Origin of the sequence: Pseudescherichia sp. (genome assembly GCF_032052675.1) — a bacterium.
GTDB lineage: Bacteria > Pseudomonadota > Gammaproteobacteria > Enterobacterales > Enterobacteriaceae > Pseudescherichia.
Genome location: NZ_DAMBWA010000008.1, coordinates 107,603 through 123,703, shown reverse-complemented (window position 1 = coordinate 123,703; position 16,101 = coordinate 107,603). Strand labels below are relative to the sequence as shown.

Sequence of the window (16,101 nt, the reverse complement as noted above, 5' to 3'; positions counted from 1 at the left end):
ATCTGATTCAAGAGAGCATCCCGGTTCTACGCAGCCACCTGACGTGGCCTGCGGATAGAGTTGACCGAGCACTCTGATTTTTTGAGGTAACAAGATGCAAGTTTCAGTTGAGACCACTCAGGGCCTTGGCCGCCGTGTAACGATCACTATCGCTGCTGACAGCATCGAGACCGCTGTAAAAAGCGAGCTGGTCAACGTAGCGAAAAAAGTTCGCATTGACGGCTTCCGTAAAGGCAAAGTACCGATGACCGTTGTTGCTCAGCGTTATGGCGCATCCGTACGCCAGGACGTGCTGGGTGAACTGATGAGCCGCAACTTCATTGATGCGATCATTCAGGAAAAAATCAATCCGGCCGGCGCACCGACCTATGTACCGGGCGAATACAAACTGGGTGAAGACTTCACCTACTCCGTGGATTTCGAAGTTTACCCGCAGGTTGAACTGACCGGTCTGGAAGGCATCGAAGTTGAAAAACCGATCGTTGAAGTGACCGATGCTGACGTTGACGGCATGCTGGACACCCTGCGCAAGCAGCAGGCGACCTGGAAAGACAAAGACGGCGCGGCTGATGCAGAAGATCGCGTGACCGTAGACTTTACCGGTTCCGTTGACGGCGAAGAGTTCGAAGGCGGCAAAGCCACTGACTTCGTGCTGGCTATGGGCCAGGGTCGTATGATCCCAGGCTTCGAAGACGGCATCAAAGGCCACAAAGCGGGTGAAGAGTTCACCATCGACGTGACCTTCCCGGAAGAGTACCACGCTGAGAACCTGAAAGGTAAAGCAGCCAAGTTCGTCATCAACCTGAAAAAAGTTGAAGAGCGCGAGCTGCCGGAGCTGACCGAAGAGTTCATCAAACGTTTTGGCGTTGAAGATGGTTCCATCGACGGCCTGCGCGCTGAAGTACGTAAAAATATGGATCGCGAGCTGAAAGGCGCGGTGCGTAACCGTGTTAAAACCCAGGCGATCGACGGTCTGGTAAAAGCGAACGAAATCGACGTGCCGGCTGCCCTGATCGACAGCGAAATCGACGTGCTGCGCCGCCAGGCTGCACAGCGCTTCGGCGGCAACGAGAAGCAGGCCCTGGAGCTGCCGCGTGAGCTGTTCGAAGAGCAGGCGAAACGCCGCGTTGTTGTTGGTCTGCTGCTGGGCGAAGTGATCCGTACCCACGAGCTGAAAGCGGACGAAGCACGCGTGAACGAGCTGATCGAAGAGATGGCTTCTGCTTACGAAGATCCGAAAGAAGTGGTTGAGTTCTACAGCAAGAACAAAGAGCTGATGGACAACATGCGCAACGTTGCGCTGGAAGAGCAGGCTGTAGAAGCCGTTCTGGCGAAAGCGAAAGTGACTGAAAAAGCCACTTCCTTCAACGAGCTGATGAACCAGCAAGCGTAAGTCACGTTTCCCGCCTTTATGCGGAAGCGAAAGCCCGTCACCTGCTGGTGGCGGGTTTTTTTTTAACAATCCGCAGCGATCGGAAGAGTGCTAAAAGCACGTTTCAGTGTTAGCGTTACGCCAAAAGATTGTTATGCTTGAATTAAGATGATGCCATCCCCATAACAGGGAGACTATCAAGAGTAACGCTTGCTGCAGATCCGTCCAAGGTGGTCGTAGTCAGACCAGTCAGAGTCAAGTAGAATCGGGACAGCAGGTTTATTAATATTTATCCAGGAGACGGACATGTCATACAGCGGCGAACGAGATAACTTTGCACCCCATATGGCCCTGGTGCCAATGGTTATTGAGCAGACTTCACGCGGTGAGCGCTCATTCGATATCTACTCTCGTCTTCTTAAAGAGCGCGTCATTTTCATGACTGGCCAGGTCGAAGACCATATGGCAAACCTGATCGTGGCGCAGATGCTGTTTCTGGAAGCAGAAAACCCGGAAAAAGATATTTACCTGTATATTAACTCCCCAGGCGGGGTGATTACCGCCGGGATGTCTATCTATGACACCATGCAGTTTATCAAGCCTGACGTGAGCACCATCTGTATGGGTCAGGCGGCGTCAATGGGCGCATTCCTGCTGACCGCAGGCGCTAAAGGCAAACGCTTCTGTCTGCCAAACTCACGCGTGATGATCCACCAGCCGCTGGGTGGCTATCAGGGCCAGGCAACGGATATCGAGATCCATGCGCGTGAAATTTTGAAAGTGAAGGGGCGCATGAATGAACTTATGGCACACCACACGGGTCAATCATTAGAGCAGATTGAGCGCGATACCGAGCGTGACCGCTTCCTCTCCGCTGCCGAAGCGGTAGAGTACGGGCTGGTTGACTCAATCTTGACCCATCGTAATTAATGCCCAGGCCGGACGAGTACCGCTATAATCATTGAGAGCGGCACGACGCTGTATCGCGTCTTGCGCCTGGAGTGGCATTTGCGTCGTCGTGTGCGGCACAAAAAACAGAAAAGAGGTTTTGACTCATGACAGATAAACGCAAAGATGGTTCGGGCAAACTGTTGTACTGCTCTTTTTGCGGCAAAAGCCAGCATGAAGTGCGTAAGCTGATTGCCGGGCCGTCCGTGTATATCTGCGACGAGTGTGTCGATCTGTGTAACGACATCATTCGCGAAGAGATTAAAGAAGTTGCACCGCATCGTGAACGTAGTGCGCTGCCGACGCCGCATGAAATCCGCCATCACCTGGACGACTATGTTATCGGCCAGGAGCAGGCCAAGAAAGTGCTGGCCGTCGCGGTTTACAACCACTACAAACGTCTGCGTAACGGTGACAGCAGCAACGGCGTTGAGCTAGGTAAAAGTAACATCCTGCTGATCGGGCCGACCGGCTCCGGTAAAACGCTGCTGGCAGAAACGCTGGCACGCCTGCTCGATGTGCCGTTTACTATGGCTGATGCTACCACGCTGACCGAAGCAGGCTACGTGGGCGAGGATGTGGAAAACATCATCCAGAAACTGCTGCAGAAGTGCGACTATGACGTACAGAAAGCGCAGCGCGGCATCGTCTATATTGACGAAATCGATAAAATTTCCCGCAAGTCCGATAACCCGTCGATTACCCGTGACGTCTCGGGTGAAGGCGTTCAGCAGGCGCTGCTGAAGCTGATCGAAGGGACCGTGGCTGCCGTACCGCCGCAGGGTGGACGTAAGCATCCGCAGCAGGAGTTTTTGCAGGTTGATACCTCAAAAATCCTCTTTATCTGCGGCGGGGCCTTTGCTGGCCTGGATAAGGTGATCTCCCATCGCGTGGAGACCGGCTCCGGTATTGGCTTTGGCGCAACGGTGAAAGGCAAGTCCGAGAAGGCGAAAGAGGGCGAACTGCTGGCGCAGGTGGAACCCGAAGATCTGATCAAGTTCGGTCTGATCCCTGAGTTCATTGGCCGTCTGCCGGTGGTCGCGACGCTCAACGAGCTGAGCGAAGAAGCGCTGATTCAGATCCTGAAAGAGCCGAAAAACGCCCTGACCAAGCAGTATCAGGCGCTGTTTAATCTGGAAGGCGTGGATCTTGAGTTCCGCGACGAAGCGCTGGACGCCATTGCGAAGAAAGCGAACGCCCGTAAAACCGGCGCGCGTGGCCTGCGTTCCATCGTAGAAGCGGCCCTGCTGGATACCATGTACGATCTGCCTTCAATGGAAGATGTGGAAAAAGTGGTGATTGACGAAGCGGTTATCGCGGGTCAAACCAAACCCCTGCTGATTTATGGTAAACCGGAAGCGCAGCAGGCTTCTGGCGAATAATTAACCTATCCATACAAGCGGTTAACCAAAAAGGGGGGATTTAATCTCCCCTTTTATTTTTCCGTACTCCCGACGTTGAATGTAAGGGAAACATCCCCATATACTGATTTACATGTTAACGGTCGCATGACGCACAGGCCTGCGGCCGGGTTACCAGGCGGACATTAAACTTAAGAGAGAGCTCTATGACTTCTGAGCGTTCTGAACGCATTGAAATCCCCGTATTGCCGTTGCGCGATGTGGTGGTTTATCCGCACATGGTCATCCCCTTATTCGTAGGGCGGGAAAAATCGATTCGTTGTCTCGAAGCGGCCATGGACCAGGATAAAAAAATCATGCTGGTGGCGCAGAAAGAGGCGTCCACGGATGAGCCGGGTGTTAACGATCTGTTCACCGTCGGAACCGTGGCCTCTATTCTGCAGATGCTGAAGCTGCCGGACGGTACGGTTAAAGTACTGGTCGAAGGCCTGCAGCGTGCGCGCATCAGCACCCTGTCTGATGACGGCGACTTCTTCTCTGCAAAAGCCGAGTATCTGGAATCGCCCGCCATTGACGAGCGTGAGCAGGAGGTGCTGGTTCGCACCGCCATCGGCCAGTTTGAAGGCTACATCAAGCTCAACAAAAAAATTCCACCGGAAGTGCTGACCTCGCTCAATAGCATTGACGATCCAGCACGTCTGGCTGACACCATCGGCGCCCATATGCCGCTGAAGCTGGCGGATAAGCAGTCCGTGCTTGAGATGTCCGACGTAAATGAACGTCTGGAGTATCTGATGGCGATGATGGAGTCGGAGATCGACCTGTTACAGGTTGAGAAGCGCATCCGTAACCGCGTCAAGAAGCAGATGGAGAAATCCCAGCGCGAGTACTATCTGAATGAGCAGATGAAAGCCATCCAGAAAGAGCTGGGCGAGATGGACGATGCGCCGGACGAAAACGAAGCGCTGAAGCGTAAGATCGATGCGGCAAAAATGCCGAAAGAGGCAAAAGAGAAAGCCGAAGCCGAGCTGCAGAAGCTGAAGATGATGTCTCCGATGTCAGCAGAAGCGACCGTGGTGCGTGGCTACATCGAGTGGATGATCCAGGTGCCGTGGAACGCCCGCAGCAAGGTCAAGAAAGATCTGCGTCAGGCGCAGGAGATTCTGGATACCGATCACTACGGTCTGGAACGTGTTAAAGATCGCATCCTTGAGTACCTTGCGGTTCAGAGCCGGGTTAACAAGCTGAAGGGGCCGATCCTCTGCCTGGTGGGACCGCCGGGGGTAGGTAAAACCTCTCTGGGGCAGTCCATTGCCAAAGCCACCGGACGTAAATACATCCGTATGGCGCTGGGCGGCGTGCGTGACGAAGCGGAGATCCGCGGTCACCGCCGGACCTATATCGGCTCCATGCCGGGCAAACTGATCCAGAAGATGGCAAAAGTAGGGGTGAAAAACCCGCTGTTCCTGCTGGATGAGATCGACAAGATGTCCTCGGATATGCGCGGCGATCCGGCTTCAGCCCTGCTGGAAGTGCTCGATCCCGAGCAGAACGTCGCCTTCAGCGATCACTACCTTGAGGTCGACTACGATCTCAGCGACGTGATGTTCGTTGCGACCTCAAACTCGATGAACATTCCTGCGCCGCTGCTGGACCGTATGGAAGTGATCCGTCTGTCGGGCTATACCGAAGATGAGAAGCTGAATATCGCCAAACGCCACCTGCTGCCGAAGCAGATTGAGCGTAACGCTCTGAAAAACGGTGAGATTACGGTTGACGATAGCGCCATTGTCGGCATTATTCGCTACTACACCCGTGAAGCGGGCGTGCGTAGCCTGGAGCGTGAAATCTCCAAACTGTGCCGTAAGGCGGTGAAACAGCTGCTGCTCGATCCGTCGCTGAAGCAGATCACCATCAACGGTGACAACCTCAACGAGTATCTGGGCGTTCAGCGCTTCGACTACGGTCGTGCGGATGATGAAAACCGCGTGGGTCAGGTGACCGGCCTGGCGTGGACGGAAGTGGGCGGCGATCTGCTGACCATCGAAACCGCCTGCGTGCCGGGTAAAGGCAAGCTGACCTACACCGGCTCGCTGGGTGAGGTGATGCAGGAGTCCATCCAGGCAGCGCTGACCGTGGTACGCGCGCGCGCAGAGAAGCTGGGCATTAACGGCGACTTCTACGAAAAACGCGATATCCACGTTCACGTTCCGGAAGGGGCGACGCCGAAAGATGGCCCGAGCGCCGGTATTGCGATGTGTACGGCGCTGGTCTCCTGTCTGACCGGCAACCCGGTGCGCGCCGATGTGGCGATGACCGGTGAGATCACCCTGCGCGGTCAGGTGCTGCCGATTGGCGGCCTGAAAGAGAAGCTGCTGGCAGCGCACCGTGGTGGGATTAAAACCGTGCTGATCCCGTACGAGAACAAGCGTGACCTCGAAGAGATCCCGGAGAACGTGATTGCCGACCTCGACATTCACCCGGTGAAACGCATTGAGGAAGTGCTGACCCTGGCCCTACAAAACGAGCCTTCAGGCATGCAGGTCGTTAGCGCAAAATAGTGACCTCGCGCAAAGAGCGTCGATAAAAACAAGGCTGGCAGCGCATTTCGGGCTTGCCAGCCTTTTTTTGTATAGCTAATTTAGATGGCTGGTTTGCTGTATCATCAACAACGGGTGTTGTAAGGGCATGACAGGCCTGATATAACTGCTGCGCGGTCGCACTTCGATGGATTAAGGTGCGATATAAATTATAAAGAGAGGAAGAGAAGAGTGAATAAATCTCAACTGATAGACAAAATTGCTGCAGGGGCTGATATCTCTAAAGCTGCGGCTGGACGTGCGTTAGATGCTTTAATTGCTTCTGTTACTGAATCTCTGCAAGCCGGGGACGAAGTTGCGCTGGTAGGTTTTGGTACTTTTGCTGTTAAAGAGCGTGCTGCCCGTACTGGTCGCAACCCGCAAACCGGCAAAGAGATCACCATCGCTGCCGCTAAAGTTCCGGGTTTCCGCGCAGGTAAAGCGCTGAAAGACGCGGTAAACTGATAGCGATCCCTCTCAGGATTGTGACAAAGTACAAGGGCGCATCACCAGATGTGCCTTTTTTATTTGCGATGCCGGAATTAATCGGGTCTGCGGGCTGACAACGGCCCCGGTTTCTTGTCACAATACGGCTTTACGCGCAGCGGCTCAGGATTAACGGCGCTGCGTGAGACAGACAGTCACCTACAGCGGAGTGTTGTTACACCATGATGGACAATTTACGCGCGGCGGCCAACCACGTCGTGCTCAAGATCATTCTGGGTTTGATTATCGTGTCATTCATTCTGACTGGCGTGGGTAACTACCTGATTGGCGGTAACAATAATTATGCCGCAAAAGTTAATGGCCAGGAGATTGGCCGCAGCCAGTTCGAAAATGCCGTGGCGGCGGAACGTAACCGCATGCAGCAGCAGCTGGGTGAGCAGTTCTCCGAGCTGGCCGGCAACGAAGCCTACATGAAGAGCATGCGCCAGCAGGTGCTGAGCCGTCTGATTGATGAAGCGCTGCTGGACCAGTATGCCCACCATCTGGGCCTCGGCATCAGCGACGAACAGGTAAAGAGAGCGATCTTCTCTACTCAGGCTTTCCAGAACAATGGCAAATTTGACAACGCACGCTACAACGCGCTGGTCAATCAGATGGGGATGACCGCCGATCAGTATGCTCAGGCCCTGCGTAACCAGCTTACCTCCCAGCAGCTGATCAACGCCGTTGCCGGTACCGACTTTATGCTGAAAGGTGAAACCGACGAGCTGGCCGCGCTGGTCGCGCAGCAGCGTCTGGTGCGTACCGCAACCATCGACGTTAACGCTCTGGCCCAGCAGCAGACCGCCTCCGATCAGGAGATCGCCAGCTACTACGAGCAGAACAAAAACAGCTTTATCGCGCCGGAGCAGTTCCGTGTTAGCTACATCAAGCTGGATGCTGCCAGCATGCAGCAGAATGCCAGCGATGAAGAGATCCAGGCCTACTACGATCAGCATCAGGATCAGTTCACTCAGCCGCAGCGTAATCGTTACAGCGTGATCCAGACTAAAACCGAAGACGAAGCGAAAGCGGTGCTGGATCAGTTAAGCAAAGGTGCTGATTTCGCCACCCTGGCGAAAGAGAAATCCGCAGACATTATCTCTGCCCGTAACGGCGGCGACATGGGCTGGCTGGAAGACGCTACCACCCCGGAGGAGCTGAAAAAGGCCGGTCTGAAAGAGAAAGGCCAGCTCTCCGGCGTAATTAAATCCTCCGTTGGCTTCCTGGTGGCGCGCCTTGACGACGTTCAGCCTGCCCAGGTCAAGCCGTTTAACGACGTGCGTGACGAGCTGGCGGCGAAGGTGAAGCAGGAGAAAGGTCTTGATGCTTACTACGCTCTGCAGCAGAAAGTGAGCGATGCCGCGAGCAACGACAACGAGTCGCTGGCGGGCGCTGAGCAGGCGGCTGGCGTGAAAGCGGTTGAGACCGGCTGGTTTGGTCGCGATAACCTGCCGCAGGAGCTTAACTTCAAACCGGTTGCTGACGCTATCTTCGGCGGCGCGCTGGTGGGTGAAAACGGTACGCCGGGCAATAACTCCGACATTATTACGGTCGATGGCGATCGGGCGTTCGTGCTGCGCGTGAGCGAGCATAAAGCCGAAGCCGTGAAGCCGCTGGAAGAAGTAAAAGCCCAGGTCAGCGATATTGTTAAGCACAACAAAGCTGAGCAGCAGGCGAAGCTGAATGCCGATAAGCTGCTGGCTGAGCTGAAAGCAGGCAAAGGCGACGAGGCACTGAAAGCCGCAGGCCTGAGCTTTGGCGAGCCTAAGACGCTGTCGCGTACCGGCCAGGATCCGCTGAGCCAGGCGGCCTTTACGCTGGCTCTGCCGGCGAAGGATAAGCCGGTTTACGGTGTTGCCAACGATATGCAGGGCAACGTAGTGCTGCTGGCGCTGGACGAAGTGAAAGCGGGCACCATGCCTGATGCGCAGAAAAAGGCGATGGTTCAGGGGATCACCCAGAACAACGCCCAGATCTCTTTCGAAGCGCTGATGAGCAACCTGCGTAAAGAAGCGAAAATCAAAACGGGCGACATCGTCGATCCGCAGCAGTAATTCCTCAGGGCGTCTCGCAGACTTTTGCAATGCTCTGCAACAATCAAAGGCCGCTTTCGCGGCCTTTTCCATTTCTGCAATCTGCCGTTTGTCTCGTATTCCCGCGCTGTTTATCGTGCAGGGGCAGTCAACACACAAGGAGAAAACAGCATGAAACGTGGAGTCAAAATAGCGGTGATGACCCTGGCACTGACCTGTGCCGCCCTGAGCCAGCGAGCGCTTGCCGCTGACGCACCGGTAAAATCCCCTCAGGCACAGACGGTACAGGGTAAATCCACCGCCGCTGCGCCTGCGGCTAAAGCGAAAACGCCCCAGGCGGCGAAGGGCGATGAGGAGCCGACCCGGGTAAGCATCAACGCGGCGTCGGCGGAGGAGCTGGCTCAGGCGATGAACGGCGTAGGGCTGAAGAAAGCGCAGGCGATTGTCAGCTACCGCGACGAGTATGGGCCATTTAAGACGCTGGACGATCTGCAGCAGGTGCCGGGGATGGGCGCCTCGTTGGTGGAGCGTAACCTGGATCGTTTAACCCTGTAATTTTTGCTTGCGTCGTAGCCATTTTTTGCCATGCTAAAGAGGTCATACCAGTTATGACCTCCGATCCTACATCACATAAGAAAAAAGGCTATTGCGCTATGCAGACTCAGATTAAAGTTCGCGGTTACCATATCGACGTGTACCAGCATGTAAACAATGCCCGCTACCTGGAGTTTCTGGAGGAGGCGCGTTGGGAGGGGCTGGAGAGCAGCGAAGGTTTTCGTTGGATGACGGCCAACCACATCGCGTTTATCGTGGTTAATATCAACATCAACTATCGCCGTCCGGCGGTACTAGGGGATCTGCTAACCATCACCAGCAGCATACAGCAGCTTAACGGCAAAAGCGGCGTGCTGAGTCAGGTGGTGACGCTGACGCCAGAGGGGGAGGGGGTGGCCGATGCGCTGATCACCTTCGTCTGCATCGATCTGCGCACAAAAAAATCGCTGGCGCTGGAAGGGGAGCTACGGGAGAAGCTGGAGATGATGATGGAGTAAGCTCTCACGCCCGGTTGCGCTACGCTTACCGGGCCTACAAACCGCACTGTGCCACCGTAGGCCGGGTAAGGCGAAGCCGCCACCCGGCGTTAACCAAGCTTACTGCAACCCTGTTTTCCGCTTCATTGCCGCTATCACCGCAGGCTTCTCAGCCAGGTAGTGATTGAGGCCGTTGGCGCGCAGGTTACAGGCGGCGCACTGGCCGCAGCCGTCGCCCTTGATACCGTTGTAGCAGGTCAGGGTCTCCTCGCGCACCAGCTCCAGCTTCTGCCAGTAGTCGGCCAGCGCCCAGGTTTCCGCCTTATCGAGCCACATAAGCGGCGTCTCGAAGCGAATATCTTTTGCCATGCCAAGGCTCACCGCATGGTTCAGCGCCTTCACAAACTCGTCGCGGCAGTCCGGGTAGCCGGAGAAGTCGGTCTCGCAGACACCGGTGATCACCGCTTCGGCCTGTACCTGATAGGCGTAGATAGCCGCAAGGGTCAAAAACAGAATGTTGCGGCCCGGCACGAAGGTGTTGGGGATACCGCTGGCGTCCGGCTCGTAGTCCGGCACCGGGATGCTGTCGCGCGTCAGGCTGCTGACCGCCAGCTCGTTAAGCAGGGTGACGTCCAGCACCTTATGCGCCCGCGCGCCCAGCTTCAGCGCCAGCTCGCGCGCAACGTCAATCTCGGCGCGGTGACGCTGGCCGTAATCGAAGGTGACGCAGTGGACTTCATCATAGTGATGCAGAGCCTGTACCAGACAGGTGGTGGAGTCCTGGCCTCCGCTAAAGACGACAACGGCACGTTTCATAGATTTTCCTGACAGTTTCACTAGCAATAAAGCCGCTATGGTAGCGCCTGGCGGCGGGTACGACCAGTATCCATTTGCTATTGCAGCAGACGGGCAATCTCTGCGGCCCAGGGGGCGGTATCGCCTATAGTGGCCTTGACCCACTCCGGGTTGTAGTAGGTGTCGAGATAGCGCTCGCCGCTGTCGCACAGCAGGGTAACAATCGATCCGGTACGCCCCTCGTCACGCATTCGGGCGGCAAGCTGCAACGCGCCCCACATGTTTGTGCCGGTGGAGGCCCCAACTTTGCGTCCCAGCTGGGTCTCCAGCCAGTGGGCGGTAGCGACGCTGGCGGCATCCGGGACGCGGATCATCTCGTCTACCACATCTGGAATGAACGACGGCTCCACGCGGGGGCGGCCAATGCCCTCGATTTTACTCCCGACCGGGCTGCGAAGGCCTGCATCCCGCTGCTGCCAGTAGTCAAGGAAGACGGAGTTTTGCGGATCGACTACCGTGAGCCGGGTGTCGTGTCCCTGATAACGAATATAGCGCCCGATGGTTGCCGAGGTGCCGCCGGTTCCGGCGCTCATCACGATATGGGCAGGGATCGGGTGCGGTTCATGGCGCATCTGGCGATAGATGCTGTCGGCGATATTGTTGTTGCCGCGCCAGTCGGTGGCGCGTTCAGCGTAGGTGAACTGATCCATATAGTGACCGCGGAGCTCCTGCGCCAGCGTCTCTGAAGCCGCGTAGATCTCGCAGGCGCTCTCAACGAAGTGACAGCGGCCGCCGTAAAAGGCGATCTGCTCGATTTTACGCCTGGCGGTGCAGGTGGGCATCACTGCAATAAAGGGCAGCCCCAGCAGTCGGGCAAACCAGGCCTCTGACACCGCCGTCGAGCCGGAGGAGGCCTCGATAATTGGCGTGCCTTCGCGGATCCAGCCGTTGCACAGCCCGTAGAGGAACAGCGAGCGTGCCAGGCGATGCTTCAGACTGCCGGTCGGGTGCGTGCTCTCATCTTTCAGGTAGATAAAGATCCCCGGAAAGGCGGGCAGGGGAAGGCGAATCAGATGTGTATCCGCCGAGCGCTGAGCATCGGCATTAATTTCACTGATGGCGTAGTTGATCCAGGCGTTATTCATCCGGGGCGATCCTGTTTGTCAATTTGTGCCTAGCTTAACGGAATGTGCTTAAAAAATTGTTGCCATTCTGCCTTTGAAATAGAATCAGGAGAGAAAAAATTTCTCCAGGAGGCCGCTAATGCTAGATAAAATTGATAAAAAGCTGCTTACTCTGCTGCAACGAGACAGTACTCTCTCTTTGCAGGCGTTAGCCGATGCCGTTAATCTGACGACTACCCCCTGCTGGAAGCGGCTCAAGCGGCTGGAGGATGAAGGGATCCTGCTGGCGCGCGTGGCGCTGCTGGATGCCGAAAAGCTGGGCCTCGGCCTGACGGCCTTTATGCTCATCAAAACCCAGCAGCACTGCAGCGAGTGGTATCATCAGTTTGTCAGCGTCGTCACCGCCATGCCGGAGGTGCTGGGCTTCTGGCGCATGGCCGGTGAATATGACTACTTAATGCGCGTTCAGGTCGCCGATATGAAGCGCTACGACGATTTTTACAAACGTCTGGTCAATAGCGTGCCAGGCTTGTCCGATGTGACATCGAGTTTTGCGATGGAACAGATAAAATATACGACAGAGTTACCCATTGAATAACGCTTCTGGCCCCGGCGTCAGGGGCCGAATTAAGACCTTCAGGATATAACCGCGTGCGATTATTTGCTCAACTAGGCTGGTACTTTCGCCGGGAGTGGCGACGCTATCTCGGTGCCGTAGCCCTGCTCATCATCATTGCTCTTCTGCAGCTGATCTCACCGAAAGTCGTGGGATACGTGGTCGACGGCGTAACCCAGGGCCGCTATCGTCCGCAGGATGTGATGATGTGGGTCGGCTTGCTGGTGCTGGTGGCGGTGGTCATTTACCTGCTGCGCTACGTCTGGCGCGTGCTGCTGTTTGGCGCGTCTTACCAGTTAGCCGTCGAGCTGCGGGAAGACTTCTACCGCCAGCTCAGCCGTCAGCATCCGGAGTTTTACCTGCGCCATCGCACCGGTGACTTGATGGCCCGGGCCACTAACGACGTCGATCGCGTGGTCTTTGCCGCAGGCGAGGGGGTACTGACCCTGGTGGATTCGCTGGTGATGGGCTGCGTGGTGCTGATCGTCATGTCGACCCAGATCAGCTGGCAGCTTACCCTGCTGGCGCTGCTGCCGATGCCGATTATGGCGCTGGTGATCAAACGCTACGGCGATCAGCTGCATAATCGATTCAAGCTGGCGCAGGCGGCGTTCTCATCTCTTAACGATCGTACCCAGGAGAGCCTGACCAGCATCCGTATGATCAAAGCCTTTGGCCTGGAGGATCGTCAGTCGGGACTGTTTGCCGAAGACGCTGCCGATACCGGCAGGAAAAATATGAAGGTTGCGCGGGTTGATGCCCGTTTCGATCCAACAATCTATATCGCCATCGGCATGGCAAACCTGTTGGCCATCGGCGGCGGTAGCTGGATGGTGGTTAACGGCAGCCTGACGCTGGGCGAACTCACCAGCTTTACCATGTACCTGGGACTGATGATCTGGCCGATGCTGGCCCTCGCCTGGATGTTTAATATCGTCGAGCGCGGTAGCGCCGCTTACAGCCGCATCCGTGACATGCTGGCGGAAGCGCCGGTGGTGGATGACGGCAGCGAGCCGCTGCCGGAAGGGCGCGGTAACCTGAACGTGGCGATCCGCGAGTTTCGTTATCCGCAGGCGCCGCACCCGACGCTGGAGAACGTCGGCTTTACGCTGACGCCGGGACAGATGCTGGGCATCTGCGGGCCGACCGGGGCGGGGAAGAGCACGCTGCTGTCGCTGATCCAGCGCCACTTTGACGTTACCCAGGGGGAGATCCGCTTTCACGATCGCCCTCTGCCAAACCTGAAGCTGGACGCCTGGCGCGGGCGGCTGGCGGTGGTCAATCAGACGCCGTTCCTCTTCTCGGACACCGTAGGCAATAATATCGCCCTCGGCCATCCCGGCGCGACCCAGCAGGAGATTGAGCACGTCGCGCGATTAGCCAGCGTCCATGAGGATATCCTGCGCCTGCCGCAGGGGTACGATACCGAGGTGGGCGAGCGCGGAGTCATGCTCTCCGGCGGGCAGAAGCAGCGTATTTCCATTGCCCGGGCGCTGCTGCTCAACGCCGAGATCCTGATCCTTGACGATGCTCTGTCGGCGGTGGATGGCCGCACCGAGCATCAGATCCTGCATAACCTGCGCCAGTGGGGCGAAGGGCGGACGGTAATTATTAGCGCACACCGGCTCTCGGCGCTCGCCGAAGCGAGCGAGATCCTGGTGATGCAGCATGGGCACATTGTTCAGCGTGGGCAGCACGAAACCTTAGCCCATCAGCCGGGCTGGTATCGCGATATGCACCGCTACCAGCAGCTGGAAGCCGCGCTGGATGACGAAGAGAAGGAGAGTGCTGATGCGTAGTTTTGGACAGCTTTGGCCGACGCTAAAACGCCTGTTAGCCTACGGTAAACCGTGGAAAAAGCCGCTCACCAGAGCGGTGGTCATGCTGTGGGTAGCGGCGGCGGCTGAGGTCGCCGGCCCGGCGCTGATCAGCTATTTTATCGATAATATGGTGGCAAAAAGCTATCTGCCGCTTGGCCTGCTGGTGGGGCTGGCGGTGGCCTACATTGGACTACAGCTCCTGGCCGCCGGGCTGCACTATGCCCAGTCGCTGCTGTTTAACGAGGCTGCCGTCGGCGTGGTACAGCAGCTGCGTACCGATGTGATGGACGCCGCGCTGCGCCAGCCGCTGAACGCCTTTGACACCCAGCCGGTAGGGCAGCTTATCTCCCGCGTCACCAACGATACCGAAGTGATCCGCGATCTCTATGTGATGGTGGTCTCCACGGTGCTGCGCAGCGCGGCGCTGGTGGGCGCGATGCTGGTGGCGATGTTCAGCCTCGACTGGCGCATGGCGCTGGTGGCGCTGGCTATCTTCCCGGCGGTGCTGTGTGTGATGGCGCTCTACCAGCGCTACAGCACGCCCATCGTGCGTCGCGTCCGCACCTACCTGGCGGATATCAACGACGGCTTTAACGAAGTGATCAACGGTATGAACGTGATCCAGCAGTTTCGTCAGCAGGCGCGCTTTGGCGAGCGGATGGGCGAGGCCAGCCGCTCCCACTACTCCGCGCGGATGCAAACTCTGCGGCTCGACGGCTTTCTGCTGCGCCCGCTGCTGAGCCTTTTCTCGGCGCTGGTGCTTTGCGGTCTGCTAATGCTCTTTGGCTTTACCTCGGTGGGGACCATTGAGGTGGGTGTGCTTTACGCCTTTATCAGCTATCTGGGCCGTCTTAACGAACCCTTGATTGAACTGACCACTCAGCAGTCCATGCTGCAGCAGGCGGTGGTTGCAGGAGAACGCGTATTTGAGCTGATGGACCGGCCGCGCCAGACCTACGGCGACGACGAGCGTCCGTTGGCCAGCGGCGCTATCGACATTGAGAACCTCTCATTCGCCTACCGCGACGACAACCTTGTGCTCCAGGATATCGACCTCGCCGTGCCGCCGCGCAGCTTTATTGCGCTGGTGGGCCACACCGGCAGCGGCAAGAGCACCCTCGCAAGCCTGCTGATGGGCTACTATCCGCTGACGAAAGGGGAGATCCGCCTTGACGGTCGGCCGCTCTCAACCCTCAGTCACGGCGTGCTGCGCCAGGGTGTGGCGATGGTCCAGCAGGATCCAGTGGTGCTGGCGGACTCCTTCTTTGCCAACGTCACCCTGGGGCGGGATATCAATGAAGCCCAGGTCTGGGAGGCGCTGGAGACCGTTCAGCTGGCAGAGCTGGCCCGGGGAATGTCCGACGGTATCTATACCAGCCTGGGAGAGCAGGGGAATAACCTGTCGGTGGGGCAGAAGCAGCTGCTGGCGCTGGCCCGTGTGCTGGTGGCCACCCCGCAGATCCTGATCCTTGACGAGGCTACCGCCAATATTGACTCCGGCACCGAGCAGGCCATTCAGCAGGCGTTAGCGGCGGTACGTCAGCATACAACGCTGGTGGTGATTGCCCACCGCCTCTCTACTATCGTCGAGGCCGACACCATTCTGGTTCTGCATCGCGGCCAGGCGGTCGAACGCGGCAATCATCAGGAGTTGCTGGCCGCCGAAGGGCGCTACTGGCAGATGTATCAGCTGCAGCTGGCGGGCGAAGAGCTCGCCGCCAGCGCGCAAGAAGAGTCGCTAATCGCCTGATGCACCATAATCAGGCAAACTACTGACAGGATCGCCTGTTGGTGCAACAACCTTGCGCACCATGCACTGGCATGGTGCGTTTTTACTTCCCAGGAACAATCTGAATCCCCGTCACACTTTTCTATGAAACGCTCCTACCCGTTCTGACGCCTTAAGCCGCTGAATTTTTCCTTTTTTTCGATT

General features: G+C 57.0%; 13 protein-coding genes. 11 read left to right on the top strand and 2 right to left on the bottom strand.

Features of this window, described 5'->3' with window-relative positions:
• Positions 1 to 94: 94 nt before the first annotated feature.
• From tig to RTX96_RS12565, 8 genes are all read left to right on the top strand, one after another.
• Positions 95 to 1,393 (top strand): trigger factor, encoded by a 1,299-nt coding sequence (gene tig, locus RTX96_RS12600; protein ID WP_103821544.1) that lies wholly within the window; start codon positions 95 to 97, stop codon positions 1,391 to 1,393.
• Between the two features lie 285 nt (positions 1,394 to 1,678).
• Positions 1,679 to 2,302: an ATP-dependent Clp endopeptidase proteolytic subunit ClpP gene (clpP, locus tag RTX96_RS12595; RefSeq protein ID WP_042391600.1), complete on the top strand. Its 624-nt coding sequence runs from the start codon at positions 1,679 to 1,681 to the stop codon at positions 2,300 to 2,302.
• 125 nt (positions 2,303 to 2,427) lie between these two features.
• Complete coding sequence (gene clpX / locus RTX96_RS12590; protein WP_042391601.1) at positions 2,428 to 3,702, top strand: ATP-dependent protease ATP-binding subunit ClpX; 1,275 nt, start codon at positions 2,428 to 2,430, stop codon at positions 3,700 to 3,702.
• A gap of 185 nt (positions 3,703 to 3,887) precedes the next feature.
• Entirely contained in the window at positions 3,888 to 6,242 is a 2,355-nt protein-coding gene (lon, locus tag RTX96_RS12585; RefSeq protein ID WP_103821543.1) for an endopeptidase La, read from the top strand.
• Between the two features lie 210 nt (positions 6,243 to 6,452).
• Positions 6,453 to 6,725, top strand: coding sequence for a nucleoid-associated protein HU-beta (gene hupB, locus RTX96_RS12580; RefSeq protein WP_042391603.1), 273 nt, complete (start codon positions 6,453 to 6,455; stop codon positions 6,723 to 6,725).
• Positions 6,726 to 6,928: 203 nt separating this feature from the next.
• Positions 6,929 to 8,803 carry a peptidylprolyl isomerase gene (gene ppiD / locus RTX96_RS12575; RefSeq protein ID WP_103821542.1) on the top strand — a complete coding sequence of 625 codons (1,875 nt, stop codon included), beginning with the start codon at positions 6,929 to 6,931 and terminating at the stop codon, positions 8,801 to 8,803.
• Positions 8,804 to 8,953: 150 nt separating this feature from the next.
• Complete coding sequence (locus RTX96_RS12570) at positions 8,954 to 9,337, top strand: helix-hairpin-helix domain-containing protein (protein ID WP_312671224.1); 384 nt, start codon at positions 8,954 to 8,956, stop codon at positions 9,335 to 9,337.
• 98 nt (positions 9,338 to 9,435) lie between these two features.
• Positions 9,436 to 9,834 (top strand): YbgC/FadM family acyl-CoA thioesterase, encoded by a 399-nt coding sequence (locus tag RTX96_RS12565; protein WP_312671222.1) that lies wholly within the window; start codon positions 9,436 to 9,438, stop codon positions 9,832 to 9,834.
• A gap of 99 nt (positions 9,835 to 9,933) precedes the next feature.
• On the opposite strand, the gene queC is transcribed toward RTX96_RS12565, so the two are convergent.
• Together queC and RTX96_RS12555 are read right to left on the bottom strand one after the other, a co-directional pair.
• Positions 9,934 to 10,629 carry a 7-cyano-7-deazaguanine synthase QueC gene (gene queC, locus RTX96_RS12560; RefSeq protein WP_312671220.1) on the bottom strand — a complete coding sequence of 232 codons (696 nt, stop codon included), beginning with the start codon at positions 10,627 to 10,629 and terminating at the stop codon, positions 9,934 to 9,936.
• Between the two features lie 77 nt (positions 10,630 to 10,706).
• Entirely contained in the window at positions 10,707 to 11,753 is a 1,047-nt protein-coding gene (locus RTX96_RS12555) for a PLP-dependent cysteine synthase family protein (RefSeq protein ID WP_312671218.1), read from the bottom strand.
• A gap of 118 nt (positions 11,754 to 11,871) precedes the next feature.
• On the opposite strand from RTX96_RS12555, the gene RTX96_RS12550 reads away from it, so the two are divergent.
• From RTX96_RS12550 to RTX96_RS12540, 3 genes are read left to right on the top strand one after another with little or no spacing between them, the layout of a single operon-like run.
• Entirely contained in the window at positions 11,872 to 12,330 is a 459-nt protein-coding gene (locus RTX96_RS12550; protein ID WP_103821537.1) for an Lrp/AsnC family transcriptional regulator, read from the top strand.
• Between the two features lie 53 nt (positions 12,331 to 12,383).
• On the top strand, positions 12,384 to 14,147 hold the full coding sequence (locus RTX96_RS12545) for a SmdA family multidrug ABC transporter permease/ATP-binding protein (protein WP_312671216.1): 1,764 nt from the start codon (positions 12,384 to 12,386) through the stop codon (positions 14,145 to 14,147).
• Entirely contained in the window at positions 14,140 to 15,918 is a 1,779-nt protein-coding gene (locus RTX96_RS12540) for a SmdB family multidrug efflux ABC transporter permease/ATP-binding protein (protein ID WP_312671214.1), read from the top strand. The genes RTX96_RS12545 and RTX96_RS12540 overlap by 8 nt, the downstream gene beginning before the upstream one ends.
• Positions 15,919 to 16,101: the final 183 nt, after the last annotated feature.